Origin of the sequence: Cellulomonas sp. KRMCY2, from assembly GCF_000526515.1 — a bacterium.
Lineage (GTDB): Bacteria > Actinomycetota > Actinomycetes > Actinomycetales > Cellulomonadaceae > Actinotalea.
Window position 1 is genome coordinate 2881714 of record NZ_JAGF01000001.1, and the last position, 22915, is coordinate 2904628.

A 22915-nucleotide genomic window follows, 5' to 3' on the forward strand; every position below is an offset into this window, starting at 1 on the left:
TTCGTCGTCATGTCTGCGGCGCCGCCTCGCCCTACGGTGCCGGGGTGACCGTGCCGTCGGGTGTGATCGAGCCGACCCAGATGTTCTGCTCCCAGACGTCGGCCGTCCGCGGTGCGTGCAGCAGCGCCCTCTCCCAGGTGCTGATCGCCGCGGCGGCGGTCGGTCCCTCGGGCGGCTCGGTCCAGGAGACGGTCGCCTCGGTGAACGTCACGAGGCCGACGATCCCGTCACCCCAGAGCGACCGGGCCTGGGCCAACCGGGCCGGACTGGGTTGGCTGCGGAACTCGATGACCTCGACCCCGCACACGCTGCGCAGGCTGGCGATGTAGGGCATGCCGGTGTTGATGAGCACGACCCGGTCGGCGCCGATGGCCGCGAGCGAGTCGCACACCGCCTCGAGCTGGTCGAGCTGGCCGGCGTGGTCCGCGCTGCGCACGACGCCGGCCCACGTGGTCACGGGCGCGAGCGCGACGGTTGCCGCCAGGGCGAGGACACCGGCCCGGGCGATGCGTGCGCGCAGCCACGTCCACAGCGCCGCCAGCGACCAGGTGGCCAGCACGAGCAGACCGGGGATCGTCACCGGCAGGAAGCGCCGGACGGCCCAGATCTGGTCGGGTGTGATGCTCACGCGCACCAGGTAGAGCAGCGTCGGGGCGCCGATGACGGCGGCGACGACGAGCAGGCGGGGGTCGCGGCGACGGACCGCACGGCCGACCATGGCCGCGAGCCCGGCGAAGCCGAGCACGATCGCCGGCCAGCCGAAGTACCAGGCGAGCCAGCTCATGGACTGCTCGTCGTAGCTGCGCGCCCGGTCGACCGGCTGGCCCGCCGCGTTCTGCAGGTTCTCGACGGCCGTCCCGTAGCCCGTCGCGGCGTCGATGTGGTGTTCGATCAGCCAACCGGGGCGCGAGGCCAGCACCGCAGCGGCGGCGACCACGGCGACCACCGCAACCGTTGCCACCGTGCGCCGCCGGGTCAGCAGCAGGGTGCGGAGCCGCTGCCACGGCCGGCGTGTGGTCAGGGCGACGCCGAGGAGCGCCGCGCCGACGGTCGCCAGGATCAGGGGACCGGCCTCGGCGCCTTGGCGCGCGAGGTAGATGGGACTGTGCAGCCGCAGATCGACGAACCCAAGGGTCACGGCGGCGGCGCCCGCGGCCGTCATCAGGATCAGGTCGGTGCGCAGCGCGCGTCGCAGCCGCGGCAGGGCGCTCGCGCCCACGGCGAGCCCGACGCCGAGGAAGAGCCCGACGAGCACGGCGGCCCCGTCGATCCGGGCCAGTGCACCGGCGCCGATCATCGCGCCGGCCAGGACCAGGTCGCTGCGCCGGCGCCGGCTGAAGGCCGACCACGCCATCACCAGTCCGCCCAGGACGAGGGCTGCGACGACCGGCTCCGTGTAGGCGCCCCGGGAGAAGGCCAGCATCGGGAGCGAGACGGCGAGGGTCGCCGTGGGCAGCAGGGCCCACAGGCTGCCGGTGATCCGTCGGGTCAGCGCGAAGACGCCGACGATCGCGCAGGCGCCCAGCACGAGGTTGCCGACCAGGACGGCCTGCAGGCCGCCGGCCCAGCCGCCCATCGCGAGCAGCCCCGGCAGCAGATCGGCGCCCTGGACGTAGAGGAGCCCGTCGGCGTACTCGTAGGCACCCGTCGAGACGTACGCGCCCACCTGGTGCGCGACCTCGTACGCCTGAGCCACTGGGATGTCGGGGTGCTGGTGCGTCGTGAGCCAGTGGCCGGCCAGGGTCAGGAACCCTGGGTCACGCGTGACGACGACGAACTCCGCGACGTACCGCGTGTTGACCACGGCCCACCCGAGCGCGCCGACCAGGACGGCCGCGCTCGACCAGACGTCGATCCAGGTGCCCGCGAGCCGGACCGGTGCGAAGCGCCAGGTGAGCACCACGAGCAGCGCCACGGTGGGCAGCACTGTCCACGGGCGGAAGACGCCCAGGACGAGGGTCGTGGCGACCACGAGACACGTCCAGAACAGCAGCAGCAGGATCCGGTCGGGGGCGGCCACGACGGCCTGGGTGAAGCGACGGTGCGGCGACGAGGTCGCGGCCACCGTGGGGCTCACCGCAAGTCCGTCCCGAAGGAGGTCGCGGCGGAGACGAAGCCCACGCTGCGACCGTCGCCAGTGACCTCGAACACGGCGGCCTCGGGCAGCCGGTGCAGCTCGGGACCGGCGACCGAGGCCACGGCGCCGTGCACCGAGTAGGAGCCCTCGCCGAGGCGCAGGTCACCGATCCGGAACGTGAAGCGGCGGGTGCCCTCGATCCGGCCGACCGGTTCGCCGAGCAGCTTGGTGCTCGTGCCGTAGACCGAGACACCCAGCGGGGTCTCGATGCCGATCCCGAGGATGACGTCCTGCACGGGGGTGGTCGCCGTGACGGTCACCGCGAGCGTCAGGCCCTGCCCGGGGGCGATCGACCGGACGGGTGCGCCGTCGTCGTCGAGCACCTCGACGGAGTCGACAGTGACCTGCTCAACCGGACCCTCCTCGATGGTGATCGTCTCCTTGCGGCGGTCGATCTCCTCCTGGCGGGTGTGCTCGAACTCGGTGCGCAGCGTGCGCAGGGACTCCCGCGGCTCGCCGTCGGCGATGACCCGGCCGCGCTCGAGGACGATCGCACGGTCGCAGATGTCCGCGACGGTCTCCAGCGAGTGCGTGACGAGCACGATCGTGCGGCCCTCGTGCTGGAACCCGCGGATCCGGTCCATGCACTTGCGCTGGAAGGGCTCGTCGCCGACCGCCAGCACCTCGTCGACCAGCAGGATGTCCGGGTCGACGTGCACGGCGACGGCGAAGGCCAGGCGCACGTACATGCCCGACGAGTAGAACTTCACCTGGGTGTCGATGAACGGCTCGATGCCCGAGAAGTCGACGATCGCGTCGAAGTACCTGTCGGTCTGCGCCCGCGTGATGCCGAGGATCGCGGCGTTGAGGTAGACGTTCTCGCGGCCGGTCAGGTCCGGGTGGAAGCCGGCGCCCAGCTCCAGGAGTGCGGCGAGGCGACCGCGCAGCCGGACCGACCCGCTGGTCGGCTGCATGATGCCGCCGATCATCTTGAGCAGCGTGCTCTTGCCCGAGCCGTTGGGCCCGATCAGGCCGACCGTCGTGCCGGAGCTGATCTGCATGCTCACGTCGCGCAGCGCCCAGAAGTCGTCCTTGTGCAGGTTGGACCGACCGGCGTTGACCAGGCGCTCCTTGAGGGACTTCTCCTTGCGGATGATGAAGCGCTTGGAGATCTGCTCGATCTCGATGACCGTCGTCGGCATCACAGCTCCTGGGCGAAGTTGGCCTGCAGCCGGGAGAAGACGCGCTGGCACACCCACAGCAGCACGACCGAGACGCCCAGGGTGATCCAAAGACTCTCCATGAGGTCAGCGGGATACGGCTGGTCGTCGCCGGCGACCCAGAAGGTGCGCTGGAAGCCGAGCACGACCTGGGTCATCGGGTTCGCCAGGTAGAGGCTCTGCAGCAACCCGTCGAGAACGTTGTCGACGTACTTCCAGGCGTAGATGATCGGCGAGGCCCACATCAAGATCATGATCAGGATCTCGATCAGATACTGGACGTCGCGCAGGTAGACGTTCACGGCGGCGAGCAGCAGCGCAAGGGCGGTGGACAGGACGATCAGTACGGCGAGCGCGAGGACGAAGAACCACCAGCGGTCCCCGGTCGGGAACTTGCCCAGCGCGACGGTCGCGCCGACGAGGATGCCGAGCTGGATGAGGAAGTTGAACAGCGCCGCACCGATGACGCTCAGTGGGAAGACCTCCCGCGGCAGGTACACCTTCTTGATCAGGCCGGAGTTCGTCACGATCGACCCCGTACCGCCGACGATGATGTCGCTGAAGAGCTGCCAGGCGGTCAGCCCGGTGAAGATGAAGATGGCGAAGTCCGGGGTCCCGGGCCTCCCGGGGATCTCCTCGGCTCCGAGGAACTTGCCGATCGCGATGTAGTAGACGAAGAGCATCGCCAGCGGCTTCATCAGGCTCCAGAAGAAGCCGAGGATGCTGTCCTTGTACCGCGCCTTGAGCTCGCGCCGGACGAGCAGACCGAGCAGCTCACCCTGGCCGACGATGTCGCGCAGCGACTGCACGGTGCCCTGGATGAACCCGGGTCGCGGGCCGGCGGCCCGCAGAGGCTCGGCCGCCAGGCGTGCAGCTCGAGCGTCACTCTCGTTCGTCATCCGCTCCCCGTTCTCGGATCGCCGGCACGGCCGGGCCGAAGATCGCCTCCACACACTACCCGCTGACACCGGGCGGACCGCCCCGGTCGGGCCCTCGCGCGGCCGGCTCGCCCCACCGCCGTCGAGCCGGCAAGACCAACGGCCAGGCGCCGGGTCCGTGCGGTGCGTTCCGTGGTGGAATGGACGAAGCAGCGACCGTCGCCGACCATGGAGCTCTCATGCACACCTTGCACCGCAGTGCCGCGCGTGCCTCGTTCACGGGCCTCGCGCTCACCGTGCTCCTGGGCGTCGTGGGCGCGCTGCCCGCCGGTGCCGCGACGGGCCTCGGGGCTGTCGTCGAGCCGGGCGCCGACGGCACGGCCGAGATCGCCGCTGCCGAGACCGCCCCGGCGGAGACCGCCGCTGCCGAGATCGCGGTCCCGACTGCGAGCTCGTCCGGCGTCGCGCTGGACTCCCAGGCCACCGACATCACCTTCACCGGTCACGGCTGGGGTCACGGCCGCGGGATGGGGCAGTACGGGGCCCTCGGCTACGCGGTCGACCACGGCTGGTCCTACAGCCAGATCCTCGCGCACTTCTACGGCGGGACGTCGGTCGGCAACGTGGGCAACCCGCCGATCTCGGTCGAGCTGACGGCCCTGAACGACAAGCCCCTCGTCGTCACCGGTACGAGCCTCACGATCAACGGCGTGCCCGTCCCCGCCGGCGTCCAGGGCCTCGTCGCCCGGACGAAGGCGGACGGCTCGATCCTGATCAGGTCGACGGGTGTGTGCTACGGAGAGATCGCCGACATCGGGACCTACCCGGCAGGGGTCCGGATCTCGACCACGAACCAGACGACCTTGGACGGCCTGGTGAAGGTCTGCGAGGCCTCCGGGCAGCGCGCCTACCGCGGGGACCTGTCCGTGCAGAAGCATGCGAAGACCGGGGTGCAGACCACCTTCAACCACCTTCCGCTCGAGGAGTACCTGCGCGGCGTCGTCCCGCGCGAGTCCCCGGACGGCTGGGGCACCGCCGGCGGCGGCAAGGGCATGCAGGCGCTCAAGGCGCAGGCGGTCGCGGCCCGGAGCTATGCGATCGCCGGTGGCGTCCTCGCCTCGGGCGCCAAGACGTGCGACACGACGTCCTGCCAGGTGTACGGCGGTGCCGGGTTCTGGCCGTCGGCGACCCCTCGGCTCGACGGGGACAACGCGAACGTCGCGATCGACACCACCGCCGGCGAGGTCCGGGTGATGAACGGGACCGGTGCCGTCGCGCGCACCGAGTTCAGCTCGTCGACCGGCGGCTACACGGTCGCCGGCACGTTCCCCGCCGTCGTGGACCTCGGCGACGCCTACGCGGGCAACCCCAACCACACCTGGGTCGCGACGTTCACCATCGACGAGGTCGCAGCCACGCTCGGCATCCCGGGTGTCCGCTCGATCACGGTGACCGGCCGCAACGGCCTGGGGGACTGGGGCGGGCGCGTGACCTCGGTGCTCGTCGTCGACGGGAACGGCACGAGCCACGCGTACAGCGGTGGGGAGTTCCGTTCGGCGCTGGGCACGAGCCGGTTCAAGAGCGACTGGTTCACGTTCTCCTGGAGCTCGCAGGCCGCCTCCGAGGCCGTGGTCAGGGCGCTGTACCAGGATCTCCTCGGCCGTGCCCCCGACCCGACCGGCCTCGCGGGCTGGACGACGACCCTGATGCAGGGCCAGAGCCAGTCGGCCCTGGTCGACACGTTGACCCGCAGCGACGAGTACATCTCCTCGCGGGTGACCAAGGCCTACCGGGAGGTCCTGGGTCGTGAGCCGGAGCCGGCCGGTGCGGCGGCGTGGCTCTCGGAGATCAAGGCCGGGCACGCGACCGTCGATGACGTCCAGCGCCGGTTCTACGACTCGGTCGAGTACTACGCGACGTCGGGCGGGACCCCGGAGGGGTACGTGCGCCGGCTCTACCAGACCGTCCTGAGCCGTCCGGCCGGCGACGCCGAGGTGGCCGAGTGGTCGGCCGTCTTCGCCACCCGCGGTCGTGGTGTGGTCGTCGATGCGATCTGGTTCTCGAACGAGGCGGCGCGGATCCGGGCCGGTGCGTACTACCAGACGTTCCTGGGTCGTGGTCCTGACCCGGTGGGTCTGGCCGGCTGGGCCGACGTGCTGCTGCGGCAGGGTGAGGGTGCGGTGCGGGTCGGGATCGCCGGCAGCCTCGAGTACCGCGCCCGCGCCATCGCACGGTTCCCCTGAGCCGAAGCACTGGTCGGCTGTCGCTCGACAGCCGACCGGCCGACCGGCCGACCGGCCGACCGACCGACCGGCCGATCAGTCGATCGGTCGATCAGTCGTTCGACCGATCAGCCGGTGAGGAAGTCCCACGCGTCGGCGGCGTAGTCGTCCCAGGTACGCACCGGACGATCGGCCGCGTCGCGGGTGAGCTGCGCGTGCAGGGTGTCGTCGGTGAGCAGCCGGCGCATCGCCTCGGCGATGGCGTGGTCGTCGTGCGGGTCGACGGTCAGGGCCCCGCCCTCGGTGGCGATCTCGAGCATGCTGCCGAAGTCCGAGGTGATCGCCGGGGTGCCCGCGGCGAGGGACTCGGCGACCGGGAGCCCGAAGCCCTCGTTGAGCGACGGGAAGACGGTGAACCGGGCCAGGCGGTAGGCCGCCCACAGCCGGCCGTCGGAGAGCCGTGACTCGCTGTCGACCGGCCGGCCCATCCGTTGCAGGTCGGCCAGCCGGCGGGTGAAGGCCTCGCCGCCCCAGGAGTTCCCGCCGACGAAGCTCAGGCTGAACTGCAGGCCGTCACGCCACAGCAGCTCGGCCGCGTGCAGCACGGCGAGGTGGTTCTTGCGGGGCTCGTGGCTGCCCACGACCAGGACGAGCGGCAGCCGACCGACCATGAAGCGTGCCTGGGCGGCACGCAGGTCCTCGTCGGTCGGCGCGGCGACCTCGACGGGCAGCTGGACCGCCTCGATCCGTGGGCCGGGCAGGCCGATGGCGGAGAGCATGTCCCGCCACCCGGAGTACTCGGTGCAGGCCGCCTGCGAGATCGTCGCGATGCGGTCGAAGGACCGGACGGCGGCGAGGTTCCCCGCGAAGACGCCGGCGAAGCCCAGCTGGGTCGTCTCCGCCGAGGTGATCGGGACGCAGTCGAAGCCGATCACGCCGGTGCGGTTGTCGGTGAGCTCGGCGAGGGCGAGCAGGCGGGCGCTCCGCTCGGGCTCCGCCGCGAGCTCGGGCAACACGTACGTCGCCCGCCACGGCACGACGACTGTCGCCTCGGGCCGCGCGGCGACGTCCTCCTCCGCGGTGCCCTCCTCGATCCGCTGACGCTCGACGTCGGTCAGCTCCCGCAGGGACTGGAAGCCCTGGGACCAGGACACCGGCGTGCACAGCCGGTCGCGGAGCCATCGCCGCGTGGTCCATCGTGCGACGCGCTGGATGCCGGTGGTCAGGATCGTCGAGGCGGTGTGGGCGACGTCGACCAGCACCTCGTCCGTCGCCACCCGGAGGTCCCAGGCCGCGCTCTCGTCGGTGGTGAACCGCGCCACCGAGCGCCACAGGGTCGAACCGTCGTCGAACTCGCTCCACCGCGAGACCTCGACGACGGTGGTGCGGTCGGGGAACCGGCCGGTCAGCACGGCGAGAGTCAGCCACACCTGGGAGCGGTCGCGGACGTCGACAACTCCGCCCAGCTCGCGACACAGGTCTCGCAGGGACCTGATCGACACCTGCTGGTCCGGCCCGGCTGCGGTTGCGGGCGTGCCGGTCAGCGCGGCGCGGAGCAACGGGGCACGCCGGGACCATGCGTCGAGGTGGGCTGGCGGCACGGCCGCGGGTCGAAGGGTTCGGGGTCGGGTGGCGACGACGAGGCTCCGGCGGAGACGGCGGTTCACGCGACCTCCTCCGCCCGGACCAGGAAGTTCCACAGGTCGCTCGCGTACGCGTCCCACGTCCGCACCGGTCGGGCCGCTGCCTGCGCCCGCAGCCGGGCCCGTTCGGTCGGGTCGGTGAGCAGGCGTCGGATGGCCGCCGTGATGTCGTCGTCGTCCCGCGGGTCGACCACGACGCAGCCGCCGAGCTCGGCGATCTCGAGCTGGCTGCCGAAGTTCGACGTGATCACCGGGGTGCCGCAGGCGAGCGCCTCGGTGACCGGCAGCCCGTAGCCCTCGTGCAGCGAGGCGAAGAAGACGACGTCGGCGCTGCGCATCTCCTGCAGCAGCCGTGCGTCGCTGACCCGGCCGAGTGGAGTGAGCGGGCGGCCCTGGCCGACGAGCCGTTCGATCGACGGCTTGAGCACGGCGTCGGACCATCCGCGCCCACCGGCCAGGCGGACCTCGAAGTCCAGCCCGTCGCGCCACAGGCGCGCCGCGGCGTGCAGCGCCGCACGCTGGTTCTTGTGCGGCTCCTGGCTGCCCACCAGGAGCAGCACGGGGCGCGGCCGACGACGGCGCGTCTGGGGCGCCCCGGCCAGGGGTGGCTCGCTCGCGAGCTGGACCTCGCGAACCTGCGGGCCGGGGAGGCCCTGTGCGCCGAGGGCATGGGAGAACCCGGTGAACTCGGCCGTCGCCGACCGGCTGATCCCCGCGATGCGGTGCGCCCGTTTGGCGACGGTCAGGTACTGCGCGAAGGCGACCGAGTCGGAGGCGGGACGCATCTCGGCGCTGGTGACCGGGATCATGTCGTAGCCGATCAGGGCCAGCTCGTTGCCCGAGTACGTGGCCAGGGCCGCCAGCGGTCCGCTCGCCAGGGGGTTGGGGACGTCGGCCAGGACCACCACGCTGCGCCAGGGGACGATGAGGTGCTCCTGGTAGGCGGCCTCGGTGGCTGCGTCGATCGGCACGTCCAGGCCGTAGGCGAAGACCCGGTTCGACTCGCGCGGTGCCAGCCGACGCATGCAGGTGTACGCGTCGATCCAGGCCACGGCCTCGGCGCGGTGCTCGGCTTGCCACCGCGGGATCGTCTCGCGGACCACCCGGTGGATCCCGGTGTGCGTGTCGTGCCGAGCGCAGAAGTCCACGTCGACGACGACGTCGTCAGTGACGACCGTCATGGGCAGGTCCACCCGGCCGCGGCGCGGGTCGATGAAGACCCCGGCCAGGAGCGCCGACTCGGCGTGCCCGGGGAGGGCCGTCTCGACGTAGCGGCCGAAGGCGATGAGCTGGTCGCCGGTCGGGAGGGCGCCGAAGGTCGCGGTCAGCAAGAGCCAGCGGGCATCGGCTCTGGACCGGTCGGCGCACAGCGCGATCAGGTGGGGCAGGAGGTGCGCCGTGGGGGTCCCGGGCGGTCCGTCGGGCAGGGCGCGCGTGCCGGGGTCGAGCAGCACCCGGGCAGCCTCGGTCAGGCGTTGGTCGAGAGCGGTGACTAGGTGCCGGGAGCTGCGACGGCGGGACGGCGTCCGGCTCATCGTCCACGGACCCCGTCGATGGCGCGCCGGACTGCTCGCAGCGGTGCAGTGACCCGCCAGGAGAGCGTCGCCTCCATAGCCGCGACCTGGGCGTGGAGGGCATCGAACTCCGCCCCGTTGCTGACCCCGGAGGCGTGCGTACTGGCTTCCTGGACTGCGTCAGCCCATGCGGTCAGGGCGACCGTCCGCCAGTGCGCCGCCTGGCCGCGCAGCTCCTCGCGCTCCTGCTGGGCCGTCAGCAACGGCCGGCTGATGAAGTTGTCGTGTGCGCACGCGGGGTAGGACAGGGCCGGGCGCAACTCGTCGGCCCGCTCGTCCGCGACGTAGAACCGGGACACCCCGTCGAAGAGACAGAGCTGGTAGCCGGCGGAGAGCACTGCGGGCTCCCAGGCCTCGTGGGTCGAGATCGGGGCGTTGGGCGCGGTCGCCTCGACGACCAGCACGCGTGGTCGCCACCGGGTCAGGTCGACGCTCGCGAGCACGTCCTGCTCGGCACCCTCGACGTCGACCAGCATGAAGTGGAGGTCGTCGTCGGGGGACCAGCCGGACTCCGACAGGACGTCGTCGAGCCGCTTGCTCGGCACCGTCACGTCGACGTGGTCGATCCCCTCGGAGGCGTGCATGACGCTGACGGCGTCGACCACGGTCGACAGGCCGGTGCCGGGGACCAGGTGCAGCGTGATCTCGCCGTCCGTCGTGCCGATCGCGGCCTCGACCAGCAGGTCGCGCGGGCGTTCGGCGCGCTGCAGCTCGGCGAAGTAGGGGACCGGCTCGACGGTGATCCCGCTCCAGCCCCGGTCATAGAACGCTCGCGAGACGGAGTCGATCAGCGGGTGGTTGGCGCCCACCTCGACATAGCGCCCGACGGACACGTCACGCAGGGCACGCCACAGGACGACGTCCTCGTTGTTCTGCGCATAGGAGTGGAAAGGCGAGGCGGTCGGCACGTGGCGATCATAGAGGGACCGGGCGCCACTCGCCCGCGCCCGCGAGGCCATGCCGAGGGTCTGCAGGCGGCCTCGCGGGTGACACGCTCGGCTGCTGGCCCGGTTCGGGCCACAGGCGTGGCGGAACGAACAACCCGATAGGATCGCCCGGACTCATATCTCTGGCATCCGAGGGAACATGGCGCGCGCACTCATCACGGGCATCACCGGTCAGGACGGTCTCTACCTCTCCGAGCTCCTGCTCTCCAAGGGCTACGAGGTCTTCGGCCTGATCCGCGGTCAGAACAATCCGAAGCTGGACCTGGTCCGCGCGACGGTGCCGGAGGTCAAGCTGCTGACCGGGGACCTGACCGACCTGTCGAGCCTGCTGCGCGCGATGGAGTCGTCCCAGCCCGACGAGGTCTACAACCTCGGTGCGATCTCTTTCGTCGCGTACTCGTGGGAGAACGCGATGCTCACGACCGACGTCACCGGCAAGGGCGTGCTCAACATCCTCGAGGCCGTCCGGCTGTACTCGCACGACGACCCGCACAAGGTGCGGTTCTACCAGGCGTCCAGCTCGGAGATGTTCGGCAAGGTCCAGGAGGTCCCGCAGCGCGAGTCGACCCTGCTGTGGCCGCGGTCGCCGTACGGCGTCGCCAAGGTCTTCGGGCACTACATGACGATCAACTACCGCGAGTCGTACGGCATGCACGCGTCCTCGGGCATCCTGTTCAACCACGAGTCGCCGCGCCGCGGCCCGGAGTTCGTCACCCGCAAGATCAGCCAGGCGGTCTCGCGGATCAAGCTCGGCCTGCAGGACGGCATCACGATGGGCAACCTCGACGCCAAGCGCGACTGGGGCTTCGCCGGCGACTACGTCGAGGCCATGTGGTTGATGCTCCAGCAGGACACCGCCGACGACTACGTCATCTCCACCGGTGTGACCCACTCGATCAAGGAGCTGCTCGACGTGGCCTTCGCCGCGGTCGGCATCGACGACTGGGCGCCCTACGTCACGCAGGACCCGCGGTTCATGCGGCCGGCGGAGGTCGAGCTGCTCATCGGCGACTCGACCAAGGCCCGCACCACGCTCGGCTGGGAGCCCAAGGTCGCCTTCACCGAGCTCGTGCAGATGATGGTGGCCAACGACCTCGTAGAGCAGCGCGCCCAGGCGGGAAGGTAGGCGTGCCGCGTGCGCTGATCACCGGGATCACTGGCCAGGACGGCGGCTACCTCGCCGAACAGCTTCTGGCGGACGGTGCGGACGTTCACGGCCTCGTGCATGAGCAGGACGAGGCGGCCGCGGCGTTCGCATCGTCGTACCCGTCCGTCTCGCTGCACGTCGGCGACCTCGCGGACGGCGACCGCCTTCGCGGGCTGGTCGGCGAGATCGAGCCGGACGAGCTGTACAACCTGGCCGGGATCAGCTCGGTCGCGTTCTCCTGGGAGCATCCCGTCCTGACCGCCGAGCTCAGCGGTGTGGCGGCCGCGGTCCTCTTCCAGGCGGCCTTCCGCCTGCAGGAGCGTACGGGCCGCCAGGTCGCCTGCGTGCAGGCCAGCAGCTCGGAGATCTTCGGCGTGGCGCGGACCTTCCCGCAGGACGAGAGCACCCCGGTGCGACCGGTCTCGCCCTACGGCGCCGCCAAGGCGTACGCCCACCACATCGCGGGGGTGTACCGCAGCAAGGGCCTGCACGTGACCAGCTGCATCCTGTTCAACCACGAGTCACCCCGGCGGCCCACCACCTTCGTGACCCGGAAGATCACCGCGACAGCGGCGCGGATCGGTGCCGACGGTTCGGGCGTGCTGCGCCTGGGCAACCTCGAGGCCCGTCGCGACTGGGGCTGGGCGCCGGACTACGTCGACGCCATGGTGCGGGCCGCTCGCCATGACGTCGGTGGCGACTTCGTGATCGCCACCGGGCGCACGCACACGGTCGCGGAGTTCGCCGAGGCGGCGCTGCGGCACGCGGGCGTGGGGGACGCGTGGAGGGACCACGTCGAGGTGGACCCGGAGCTGCTGCGCCCGATGGACACCGCGGAGATGGTCGGCGACGCAGGCAAGGCCCGTCGTGAGCTCGGCTGGGAGCCCACCGTCGACTTCGAGGAGATCGTCGGACGGATGGTCGACCACGACGTGGAGCTGCTGCGGAAGGACGCCTGATGGCACGCACGCCGGAGGCACCTGTCGTGCGCCCGGGGGTCGTCTCGGTCGTCCTGGTCAACTACAAGGGCGCCGGGGACACGATCGCGTGCGTGCGCGCGTTCGACGACGTCGAGTGGCCGGCCGAGCGGCTCGAGCTGATCGTCGTGGAGAACGACTCGGGTGACGGCAGCGCCGAGCAGATCCGCGCGGCGGTCCCGGGTGCGACAGTCGTCGAGTCGGGTGCGAACCTCGGCTTCGCCGGCGGCTGCAACCTCGGTGTCGCGCATGCGACGGGTCAGTACGTCGGCTTCATCAACAACGACGCCCGGCCCGGCCCGCAGTGGGTCGCCGCAGCCGTCGCGGCCTTCGAGGCGGATGCCACGGTCGGCTCGGTCGCCTCCAAGGTCCTGGACTGGGACGGCACGCTCGTCGACTACGTCGACGGCTCGCTGACCTGGTTCGGCATGGGCTACAAGCGTGAGGTCGAGAAGCCGGACTCGGCCGCGTACGACACCGCCAAGGACGTGCTGTTCGGCACCGGCGCGGCGATGTTCGTCCGCGCCGAGCTGTTCCGCGCCGAGGGCGGCTTCGACGAGCGCTTCTTCATGTTCTACGAGGACGTGGACCTGGGCTGGCGGCTCAACCTGCTCGGCCACCGGGTCCGCTACGTCCCCGGCTCGGTCGCGTTCCACCGTCACCACGTGACGATGAAGAAGTTCGGCAGCTTCCGCGAGAGCTACCTGCTCGAGCGCAACGCGCTGCTGACCATGTACAAGAACTACGACGACGCGTCGCTGGCCCGGGCGCTGCCCGCCGCGATGGCGCTGGCCGTTCGCCGGTCGGTGGCCCGCACCGACGTCGACGCGTCGGCCCTCGACCTGCAGCGCTCGCCGGGCGGGGACGACACCGGCACGCTCGAGATCCCCAAGATGGCGCTGACCGGCGCTTACGCGATCGACTACTTCGTCGAGCAGCTGCCGAGCCTCCTGGTCAGCCGGCGCGACCTCCAGGCCCGACGTCGGCGCAGCGACCGCGAGCTGTTCCCGCTGTTCCGCGAGTCCATCGAGCCCGCCTACGGGATGCCCAGCTACCTGGCCGCGCACGAGGCGCTGGTCGAGGCGTTCGGGATCGAGGAGCACTTCAGGGCCCGGCACCGCATCCTCGTGGTGACCGGCGAGCCGTTGCTCGAGCGCATGGCGGGGCCCGCGATCCGGGCCTGGGAGATCGCCAAGGCGCTCGCACCCGAGCACGAGGTGCGGCTGGTCTCGACCGCCGGGGCGAAGCGTTCCAGCGCGGACTTCTCGGTCGAGTACGCGGCCGGCACGGGCCTGCACGAGCCGACCGGCTGGGCCGACGTGATCATCTTCCAGGGCTTCCTGCTGGAGACCGCCCCCTGGGTCAAGGGCAGCGGCACGATCATCGTCGCGGACATCTACGACCCGATGCACCTCGAGCAGCTCGAGCAGGCCAAGGACCTCGGCCCGGACGGCCGGGTGCACGCGGTGCAGGTGACCACGCACACCCTGAACGAGCAGCTGCGCCGGGCGGACTTCCTGCTTTGCGCGTCGGACAAGCAGCGGGACTTCTGGCTCGGCCAGCTCGCCGGTCAGGGCCGGGTCAACCCCGCCGTCTACGACGAGAACCAGAACCTCGACAACCTCATCACCGTGGTGCCGTTCGGCATCGAGGACGCCGCACCGGTCCAGCGCCGGCACGCGATCAAGGGAGCCGTGCCCGGCATCGGGCCGGACGACAAGGTGATCCTCTGGGGCGGCGGGATCTACAACTGGTTCGACCCGCTGACCCTGATCCGCGCCGTCGACCGGCTCAAGGACCGCCACCCCGAGGTCCGGCTCTTCTTCCTGGGCATGAAGCACCCCAACCCCGGCGTGCCGGAGATGACGGTCGCCTGGCAGACCCAAGAGCTCGCGCGCGAGCTCGGGCTGACCGGGCGCAACGTCTTCTTCAACGAGGGCTGGGTGCCCTACGACGAGCGTGCCGACTACCTGCTCGACGCCGACGTCGGTGTCTCGACGCACTTCCAGCACGTGGAGACGGCGTTCAGCTTCCGCACCCGGATCCTGGACTACCTGTGGGCCTCGCTGCCGATCGTGGCGACCGATGGTGACACGTTCGGTGTGCTGATCCGCGAGCACGGCCTCGGCCGGGTCGTCCCTCAGCAGGACGTTGAGGCGCTCGAGGCCGCCCTCGAGGAGATGCTCTTCGACGAGGCCGCCGCCGCGGCCGCGGTCGAGGCCGTCCAGGCGTTCGCCGGGAGCTATGCGTGGTCGAAGGTCCTGACCCCGCTCGTGAAGTTCTGCCGCACACCGCGCCGGGCGCTCGACCTCGCGGTCCCGCCCGAGCCGGCCGCCCCGCGCAAGCGTCGGCGGCAGCCTCGGCGCTCGGTCCGCGGTGACGTCACCCTGGCGCGGGACTACCTGCGTGCCGGTGGCGTGCGCGAGGTCACCCGGCGCGCGGTCGGTCGGGTGCGACGGGTGCTCGGCAACGGGAACCCTCCGGGCTGAACGCCGTCAGCGCAGTCTGCGGGCCGTGCTGCGCAGGCGGTCACCGAGGCTGGTGCGCAGCCTGGCACGGCGACGGTCGGCCGACTCGGCGAGCCGTTCGACGACGAGCCGGCCGGCCACCTCGGGGGAGTGCAGCGTGGCGATGTCGGATGCTGCACGTGCCCCGCGCGCGGCAGCCACGTCCGGCTCCTCGATGACCGAGCGCATCAGGCGTGCTGCGGCGCCCAGGTCTGGGTCGGCCCAGATGCCACCGGCCGGATACGGGTCGGCGCCCGCCGGGATCTGCGTCGGTGTCCAGGGCACCAGGAAGCTGTTCTCGTCCGTCATGAACTGCAGGTTGCCGCTGTAGCCGGTGGCGATGACGGGCTTGCCCCAGGCCATCGCCTCCGCCATCGTCAGCCCGAGCCCCTCGGAGCGGTGCAGGGACACGTAGACGTCGCACAGGGCCACCAGGGCGTCGCGCTCGGCCGCGTCCAGGTAGTCCTCCATCAGCACGACGTCGGGCGCGGTTGCGGCCCGCAGGCGCAGACGCTCCGCCTCGGCCGGACGCTTGTCGGCGTTGATCGACTTGATCACCAGCACGGGCCCCTCGCCCGGCGCGAACGCGGCGGTGAAGGCCTCGATGAGGCCGAGCGGGTTCTTGCGCTCGGCGGTGCTCAGGAAGTCGAACGAGAAGAGGAACACCGGCCGCTCGGGCAGACCGAGATCGGCACGGGTCAGGGTCGGGGTGGGCCCGCGCTGCGGCAGCGGCGGGGTGACCGTACGGACCGGGACCGGGGAGTGCGGCTCGATGGCGTTCCGGATGAAGTCGGTCGCCGTCCAGACCTCGTCGACGTGCACGAAGGCGTCGTGCCGGGCCCGGAAGTCCTCGACCTCCCAGTACCACATGCCGATCCGGTAGCTGCGGGAGAGCAGGTCGGAGATGGTCGCCGCGATCGACGAGGTGAGGTCGGCGTTCACGCAGATCAGGCTCGTGCCGAAGACCTGCTGGCCGGCGTCGCGTCCGGTCGTGACGTCGTCGGCTCCGCCGTCGGCCGCGTTCTGGCGACTGATCAGGTGCCGGTCGACCGGCACTGTCGTGTACGGGACACCGGCGGCCTTGAGCGCGTCGACCATGAGCCGGGCGGACTCGCCGATCCCCAGCTCCCCGCGAAGGTAGCCCACCACATTGACGCCGGCGGCGGGCCGTCGTGGTGGTGCGACGTCCGGCGTGGCGGTCCGCGCGGCTGCGCGGGTGATGAGGGTGGCGGGGTACTCCAGTGCGGCGTCAGTGTGGACCCACGCGAGGAATCCTGCGGTGTGCTCTCCGGGTACCGAGGGGAACGCCGCCTGGAGGTCGGGCCGGGTCCGGTGGATGGCGCGCAGGTACCGCCCTGGGCCGCCGTCCGCCGCCGGCTCCGTGAGCCAGGCCATCAGGCCGTCGGCGGCCCGCGGGTCGAAGGGGTCGGGTGGGTCCTGGTCACGGGCCGACGGGGCGCTCCGGGCGATGGCGGCCCGGTAGAGCTCGCGCAACGGCTCGTCGACGGGTGTGCCGAGCGACGTCGTGCTCAGGTCCCAGGTGCCGGATCGGCGGTCCGTGCCGTCCCGGGCCTCCGCCTGGAGGGTCTCGGCGATCTGCTGGACCAGGGCGGCGAGCACGGGGTGATCGCTGAGCCGGCCGCGCGGGTCGCCGAGCGGCCGTGCGTCCAGCAGCCACGGGCTGCTCGGGTCCCAGGCGGTCAGGTCGATGGCATCGACGTCGTGCCCGTCCAGCACGAGCCCGTCGACCTCGACACCGGGTGTCGGGGTGATCCGGTGCGCGGGCGTCAGGTTCCACGGCGAGACGAGCGCGGCGACGTCCCGCACGGTGTGGTGCGGCAGGCGGCTGGCCGCGATCTCGAGCCAGTGGTCGCCCGTGCCGTCCACCGTGGCACCGGCTCGCTCCCACAGGTCCAGCAGCGTGCCCTGTCTGCCGCGCAGGGCCAGGAGCTGGGGGGCGTAGGCGCCGGCGACCGCGACGTCGTCGGTGGTCGGTCGGCGACCGTCGGCGGGCAGGGCCAGTGGCGTGCGTGCGATCAGGCAGATCCCGTACCTCGTCGCTGCGTCGAGCACGGCACCGGGCCAGCCCAGCAACAGGACGCCCGGCTGCACGACGAGCACCGTCGCGGTCGCGGGCTGCGGGGTACCGGCCTGGATGGTGCGCACCAGCGTGGGGTACAGCCACCGCATCAGCTCCGCGGGCTCGTGGAGCATCGCCCGGAGGTGCAGCTCCGCGTCCGTGAGGCCGACATCGACCGCGGTGAGCACCTCCTCGGGGCCGACCGGCGCATAGCTGCCGTCGACGTCCAGCACGTGCACCTGCGCGGACGGTACGGCGGGGACCGCCCGTCGAACGGTCGCGCGGGCGAGGGGAGCGCAGCTCCGCGTGCTGACGACGGCGATGTGGATCGTGCTCACTGATGGCTCACGTGCTGTCTCCTCCGACGGGTGACCGGCTTTGAGCGTACCGAGGACGGTGACGGTCAGGACCAGCCGCGATGTCGCGTGGCATCGCCACCACCGGCGTCCAGCACCGGGCCGGAGGCGGCGGGTAGCGCTGCGGTCGTGTCGAACACTGATCCGGGCCGCGACGTGTGGACGACGGATGGGTCGATGCGAGCGCTCAGGGAGCGCCCGCCCGACCCTCGGGGCGGGCCTCTGGTCGCGCGCCCGCAACCAGCGACTACCACATGCTCTCGACTGGCCCATGGGGCGACGGTCATGACCGGCGAGACCAGAGGATGGGTTAGGCTCGCTGCGACGTGGCGCCAGTCGCGCATGCGTCCTCCAACCGGACACCCGGTCGGAGGCAGGGGAAACGGGCAGTACGGGGGCCGCAATGTGTCGCGCCAGCAGTGAGGAGCACATGTGTGCTCTGACGTGCGCGATCTCGCTGCGAAGCGATGCCGGCCTGCTGCACCGGGCGACCATTCGTCGTGTGCGGTCACCACGGTGGCCGAGCCGCAGTAGACACCCGGTCGAGCCTCGCAGCCAGCATGCGTATGGATGCTGAGCGCGAAGGCCAGCGTGACCTCTTCATGAGTCGCAGACGGAGTGGAACTTGACAGCAACCGAGAGAATCCTGATCACAGGCGTGTCGGGGGTAGCGGGCCGCGCCCTCGTACGGGAGTTGAGGGACTCCGGGTACGACGTCGTCGGAGCTACGTCGTCTCGCGCCGACCTGACAGAGCGGGTGCAGGCTGAGGAGCTCCTCGAGGCCGTGCGTCCGACGTACGTCGTCCATCTGGCTGGCCGCGTCCATGGGCTCATGGGCAATATCCACTCCCAGGGCCAGGCCTTCTACGAGAACGTCCAGATCAACACGAATGTGGTCGAAGCCAGCCGACGGGTCGGCGTGAAGAAGCTTGTCGCCATGGGCTCGACCGCCGTCTACTCGGACATCGTGCCGCTGCCGATGCGGGAAGACGACCTCTGGCTCGGGCCTCCGCACGACTCGGAGCGGGGATACGCGCACGCGAAGCGCGCGATGGTTGCCCAGCTCGAGGCCTACCGCGATCAGTACGACATGGACTTCGCCTTCGTCGTGTCGACGAACCTGTACGGCCCGGGAGACAAGTTCGACGAGGCGCACGGTCATGTGCTTCCGTCGCTCGTGTCCAAGGTCCACCGCGCGAAGGAGTGGGGCGAGCCACTCGAGGTATGGGGGACTGGCACGGCCACGCGTGACTTCCTGTACTCGGCGGATGCGGCGTCGGCCATCCGGATGATTCTCGAGAGCTACTCCGGCGTCATCAATCTGGCCACCGGGGTGTCCGTCACGATCCGCGAGGCCGTCGAGACCCTCGTGCGGGTGTCTGGTTACGCCGGACCAGTCAGCTGGGACTCGTCGAAGCCCGACGGGCAGCACGCTCGAGCCTACGACGTCTCGCGACTCGAGGCCCTGGGCTGGACGCCGACGTTCACATTGGAGCAAGGACTTGCCGAGACACATCGATGGTATGTAGACAACTTCGCCACCGCGCGCCGCTAGCGCGGGACGAACAGGGGCAGCCACGATCGTCCAACCCCAGCGCATGGAGACCGCGGTCACCACTGCGTTCAAGCGGCTCGAGCCGTGGGACGGTCGGCGCCCCACACCCCCTCTGCACGGGAGGCAGACCATGACTGTGAAGTCCTTCGCCCAGAACTTCGAGGACGTCCTGCTGTGGCGTGCTCTGCAGCACGTGGCAGGAGGCCGCTACGTCGACGTCGGAGCCGGTCACCCGGAACACAACTCCGTGACGAAGCTCTTCTACGATGCAGGCTGGTCCGGGATCAACATCGAGCCGCTGCCGACGCTCGCGGACGCGCTCACCAAGCAGCGCCCACGCGACGTGACGCTCCAGGCCGCCGTCAGCGCGCGCGAGGCCGACTTCGCTGACCTCACCGTCGTCGATCTCTGGGACGAGCTCTCGACGATCTCGGACGAGCGCGCCGAAGAGCTGAGGGGCGAGGGGCGAGCTGTGACCACGACGACCGTTCCCGTGGTCCGGCTCGACGAGGTCCTCGCGGCTCACGGCATGCGCGACATCCAGTTCCTGAAGGTCGACGTCGAGGGTGCCGAGCTCGATGTGCTGCACACGATCGACCTGACGCGGACGCGGCCGTGGATCGCGGTCGTCGAGGTCGTCTCGGGCAACGCCGAGACGAACCCGCGCCGAGCGATCCGGCAGCACCTCGAGGATCACGACTATGTGCACGCGTACTTCGACGGCCTGAACGACTTCTACCTCGCCAAGGAGCTCGCCGACGAGCTTCTCCCGAACTTCGCCACGCCGGTCAACGTGACGGACGACTTCGTGGTCGTCGCCGACGGCGATCGTGTCATGGTCGAGCTCATCGGCGAGAAGGTGGGAATGGTGTCTCCCGCCCAGGCCAGCGAGGTGATGCAGCGCGTCGAGGCCGTGGTGCGTGACCGGATCGACTTCGAGACGCGGCTCCGTGACGTCGAGGCCGAACTGGCCTCGCGGCTCAGTGATTTCGAGGCTGCGCTGGCCGCGTCGGAGCAGCGCAACGACGAGGCCGAGGAGCGTGTCCGTGCCAGGGACGAGTCGATTCAGGGCTTGCAGCTGAGGGGCGAAGCTCTCGAGCAGACGTCGTTCGAGCGCGAGCGGATGGTCGCGTGGTACGCGGCAGAGGTGAGCAACTTCAGGAACCGCTTGCAGCGCCAGGAGAGTCTCGATGCCGAGCGCGCGGAGCGGCAGGAGGCTCAGCGCCGTGCCGCGCAGGACATCCAGCTCCGTCTTGACGGCGTGCTGGCGAGCACCTCGTGGCGCATCACCCTGCCCATGCGTGCCATTCGACGGCCACGGACGTACCTGAAGGAGTGGGTGCGTCGATGAGCACCGAGCCTTCGGGTGTTCCGGGCGAAGGGATCTGCGTCATGGGTCGGCGCGCATTCGGTACCGGAATCGGCCACCTTACCGAGAGCCTGTTCGAGCTCCTCGCGCGCAAGTACGACGTCAGGCTGTGGGACCTCCATACCCCGGCCCAGGCCGGCGAGACGGTCTGTCTGACGAGCGGGCGCGAGATCTCGTTGACCCACGAGCTCGAGGGTTTTGCCGTCTACATCTACGCCGACGTGCTGTGGAACGGCGTGAACTACACCAAGTACGTCGCGCCACCATCGTCGGGCTACAGGTTCGCCTACCTGGCATTCGATTCTGACCGGCTGCCGCCGGAATGGGTCGAGATCCTCAACCGTGACTTCGATGCGGTGTTCTTCACGTCCGCGCACCTCATCGACATCGCACTCGACTCCGGCGTCAAGATCGAGATCGGCGCGCTGCCCCTTGCGATCGACGTCGAGGCGCAGATCGCGCGCAAGTACCGGCCCGTCGCAGGTCGCCGCGTGCGGTTCGGGACGCTCTCGGCATATCATCCGCGGAAGGGCCTGGAGGCCCTCGTCTCAGCCTTCCTGCGGGAGTTCGGCGATTCGCACGACGCGGAACTCGTGATCCACTCGAACGTTGCCCACGGTGCGACAGCGACTGCGGTCCGATCCATGGTCGATGTCGCCCGCACCGGAAACGTGGTGCTCTCCACCGACAATCTGACAGAATCTGCCAAGAACGAGCTCCTCGAGAGTTTCGACGTCTATGTCAACGCCTCGGCGGGTGAAGGCTACTCCGTCGGTCCGCGCGAGGCCCTGGCGCTCGGCAAGAGCCTGGTGATAACGGACCTCGGTGCGCACCGACCGTTGTTCGGGCCGCCCGGCGTCTTCGAGGTGTCCACGCTCCACGACGCTCCCGCGATCTATCCGGAGATCGACAACCGTCAGTTCGGCTTCCAGCGCGTACCGGACCCCGAGTCGCTGCGCTCCGGGCTGCGCGCCGCGTTCGACTTCGTCCGCTCGGACGAGGCCGTGACCTCCGCCGGGGAGAGAAAGCTTCTGGCTGCGGAGTTCGGCCTGCAGTCGCTGGAGCGCTCCTACTGGGCCCTTGTGGATCCCGACTCGCGGAACCTGCTGCGGGGGAACGGGTCCAGTCGGCACACCCAGATTCCCGTCGGGCACCAGGAGCGGATTCGCCGTCACGGGGGTCGGCACGGCATCCGATTGGGGTCGACGAAGATCGTTGTGCCCGCGCACGACGGCGGGTTCTTCTCCCTGTACAACACCTACGTCAGTCACCTGGTGTGGAGCTTGCACGACTCGCCCCAACGACTCGTCCTGCCTGACTGGGATGCAGGTCGTCTGCTCGAGCGGATCAACCCACGCCGGCCGGTCAGCTACTGCTACAGCCGGCCTGATCAGGGCAACCTCTGGAACCACCTGTTCGAGCCGCCATATGACCTCTCTGCAGCTGACCTGGATGATCGGGAGTTCCTCTGGGACGGCTCGCAGAAGCCCGCTGCCGAGTACAACGAGTCGCGGGAGCCGTTGCTCACCTACATCCACGCCTATCGCCTCTACCAGAGCCCCGACTTCGCGCGTATCCGTCGGCAGTACGAGCCGGTGATTCGAGACCACATTCGGCTGCGGCAGCCGCTCCAGGCTGAGCTCGATGGCTTCCTGCACCGGAATCGCGACGGCCGGTTCCTCGTTGCGGCACACATCAAGCACCCCAGCCACGCGGTGGAGCAGCCCGACGGGACGATCGCCGACCGCCATGCGTACGTCGAGCTCGTCCGCCAGGCGGTCGCAGAGCGAGGCATCAGCGAGGCCAGCGACGACTGGGCCGTCTTCCTCGCCACCGAGCAGGAGCGCGTGGTCGAACTCTTCCGCGAGGAGTTCGGCGATCACGTCATCCAATTCGCCGATGTCCAGCGCATCCCGAGCGAGACCGACTCACGCTTCGACGAGCTCCGAGCCGACGAGAAGCTCGCGGATGGTCACCAGCTCCAGCACATTATGGCTTCGGACGTGGGACTATGGTCTCCGCGCTTGGCCTGGGAGGTAATCCGCGATGCCCGCGTCATGGCCTCTGCTGACGTCGTGTTTCATGCGGTGTCGAACGTCGCGACAGCGGTCTCGTTCATGAGCAACGGCGTTGATATGCGGTTCGCTTCGGCGTAGTGCGCGGTTGTGCGGCCTGGGAGCGAATCGGGTCGAACGAGGCGGGCCCTGGCGACGGTGCGGGATGGCTGGAATCCTGTTCTCAGGCTCTTCACGATTCGTGGCGAAAGGGGCTGCCCTCGCAGCCGCCTGACAGCCACGGGAGCGTCATCGCTCTCGCCGTGTCGCTCTCGTCCCGATTGCATGTCGAGCTGCTGTGGCATTCTC

General features: G+C 70.4%; 14 protein-coding genes. 7 read left to right on the plus strand and 7 right to left on the minus strand.

Going from position 1 to position 22915, the window contains the following annotated elements; all coding sequences use genetic code 11:
• Positions 1-31: 31 nt before the first annotated feature.
• From K415_RS0113630 to K415_RS0113640, 3 genes are read right to left on the minus strand one after another with little or no spacing between them, the layout of a single operon-like run.
• Complete coding sequence (locus tag K415_RS0113630; RefSeq protein WP_024287601.1) at positions 32-2077, minus strand: hypothetical protein; 2046 nt, start codon at positions 2075-2077, stop codon at positions 32-34.
• Positions 2074-3279 (minus strand): ABC transporter ATP-binding protein, encoded by a 1206-nt coding sequence (locus K415_RS0113635; protein ID WP_024287602.1) that lies wholly within the window; start codon positions 3277-3279, stop codon positions 2074-2076. Before K415_RS0113635 ends, K415_RS0113630 begins: the two co-directional genes overlap by 4 nt.
• Positions 3279-4196 carry an ABC transporter permease gene (locus tag K415_RS0113640; protein WP_024287603.1) on the minus strand — a complete coding sequence of 306 codons (918 nt, stop codon included), beginning with the start codon at positions 4194-4196 and terminating at the stop codon, positions 3279-3281. Before K415_RS0113640 ends, K415_RS0113635 begins: the two co-directional genes overlap by 1 nt.
• 218 nt (positions 4197-4414) lie before the next feature.
• Here K415_RS0113640 and K415_RS22875 point away from each other — a divergent pair, with 218 nt between their 5' ends.
• Positions 4415-6418 carry a DUF4214 domain-containing protein gene (locus tag K415_RS22875; protein ID WP_155859467.1) on the plus strand — a complete coding sequence of 668 codons (2004 nt, stop codon included), beginning with the start codon at positions 4415-4417 and terminating at the stop codon, positions 6416-6418.
• Positions 6419-6525: 107 nt separating this feature from the next.
• On the opposite strand, the gene K415_RS22880 is transcribed toward K415_RS22875, so the two are convergent.
• From K415_RS22880 to K415_RS21960, 3 genes are all read right to left on the minus strand, one after another.
• The gene (locus K415_RS22880) at positions 6526-8064 is read right to left on the minus strand and encodes a glycosyltransferase (RefSeq protein ID WP_024287605.1); all 1539 of its coding nucleotides are present in this window, start codon (positions 8062-8064) and stop codon (positions 6526-6528) included.
• Positions 8061-9494: a glycosyltransferase gene (locus K415_RS22885; RefSeq protein ID WP_024287606.1), complete on the minus strand. Its 1434-nt coding sequence runs from the start codon at positions 9492-9494 to the stop codon at positions 8061-8063. The genes K415_RS22880 and K415_RS22885 overlap by 4 nt, the downstream gene beginning before the upstream one ends.
• A gap of 77 nt (positions 9495-9571) precedes the next feature.
• Positions 9572-10522: an FkbM family methyltransferase gene (locus K415_RS21960; RefSeq protein ID WP_024287607.1), complete on the minus strand. Its 951-nt coding sequence runs from the start codon at positions 10520-10522 to the stop codon at positions 9572-9574.
• 178 nt (positions 10523-10700) lie between these two features.
• Between K415_RS21960 and K415_RS0113665 the strand changes: the two genes are divergently transcribed.
• The 3 genes from K415_RS0113665 to K415_RS0113675 are packed head-to-tail and all read left to right on the plus strand — an operon-like array spanning position 10701 to position 15174.
• Positions 10701-11687, plus strand: coding sequence for a GDP-mannose 4,6-dehydratase (locus K415_RS0113665; RefSeq protein ID WP_024287608.1), 987 nt, complete (start codon positions 10701-10703; stop codon positions 11685-11687).
• A 2-nt stretch (positions 11688-11689) separates the two neighbouring features.
• The gene (locus tag K415_RS0113670) at positions 11690-12667 is read left to right on the plus strand and encodes a GDP-mannose 4,6-dehydratase (RefSeq protein WP_024287609.1); all 978 of its coding nucleotides are present in this window, start codon (positions 11690-11692) and stop codon (positions 12665-12667) included.
• A complete protein-coding gene (locus tag K415_RS0113675; RefSeq protein WP_024287610.1) occupies positions 12667-15174 on the plus strand; it encodes a glycosyltransferase in 2508 nt (835 codons plus the stop codon). The genes K415_RS0113670 and K415_RS0113675 overlap by 1 nt, the downstream gene beginning before the upstream one ends.
• 6 nt (positions 15175-15180) lie before the next feature.
• Here the strand turns inward: K415_RS0113675 and K415_RS22890 are convergent, their stop codons facing one another.
• Positions 15181-17610 (minus strand): glycosyltransferase, encoded by a 2430-nt coding sequence (locus K415_RS22890; RefSeq protein ID WP_024287611.1) that lies wholly within the window; start codon positions 17608-17610, stop codon positions 15181-15183.
• 643 nt (positions 17611-18253) lie between these two features.
• Here K415_RS22890 and K415_RS0113685 point away from each other — a divergent pair.
• From K415_RS0113685 to K415_RS0113695, 3 genes are all read left to right on the plus strand, one after another.
• Positions 18254-19183, plus strand: coding sequence for a GDP-L-fucose synthase (locus K415_RS0113685; RefSeq protein WP_024287612.1), 930 nt, complete (start codon positions 18254-18256; stop codon positions 19181-19183).
• A 130-nt stretch (positions 19184-19313) separates the two neighbouring features.
• Positions 19314-20534, plus strand: coding sequence for an FkbM family methyltransferase (locus K415_RS22895; protein WP_024287613.1), 1221 nt, complete (start codon positions 19314-19316; stop codon positions 20532-20534).
• A complete protein-coding gene (locus K415_RS0113695) occupies positions 20531-22708 on the plus strand; it encodes a glycosyltransferase (protein ID WP_024287614.1) in 2178 nt (725 codons plus the stop codon). Before K415_RS22895 ends, K415_RS0113695 begins: the two co-directional genes overlap by 4 nt.
• Positions 22709-22915 lie beyond the last annotated feature (207 nt).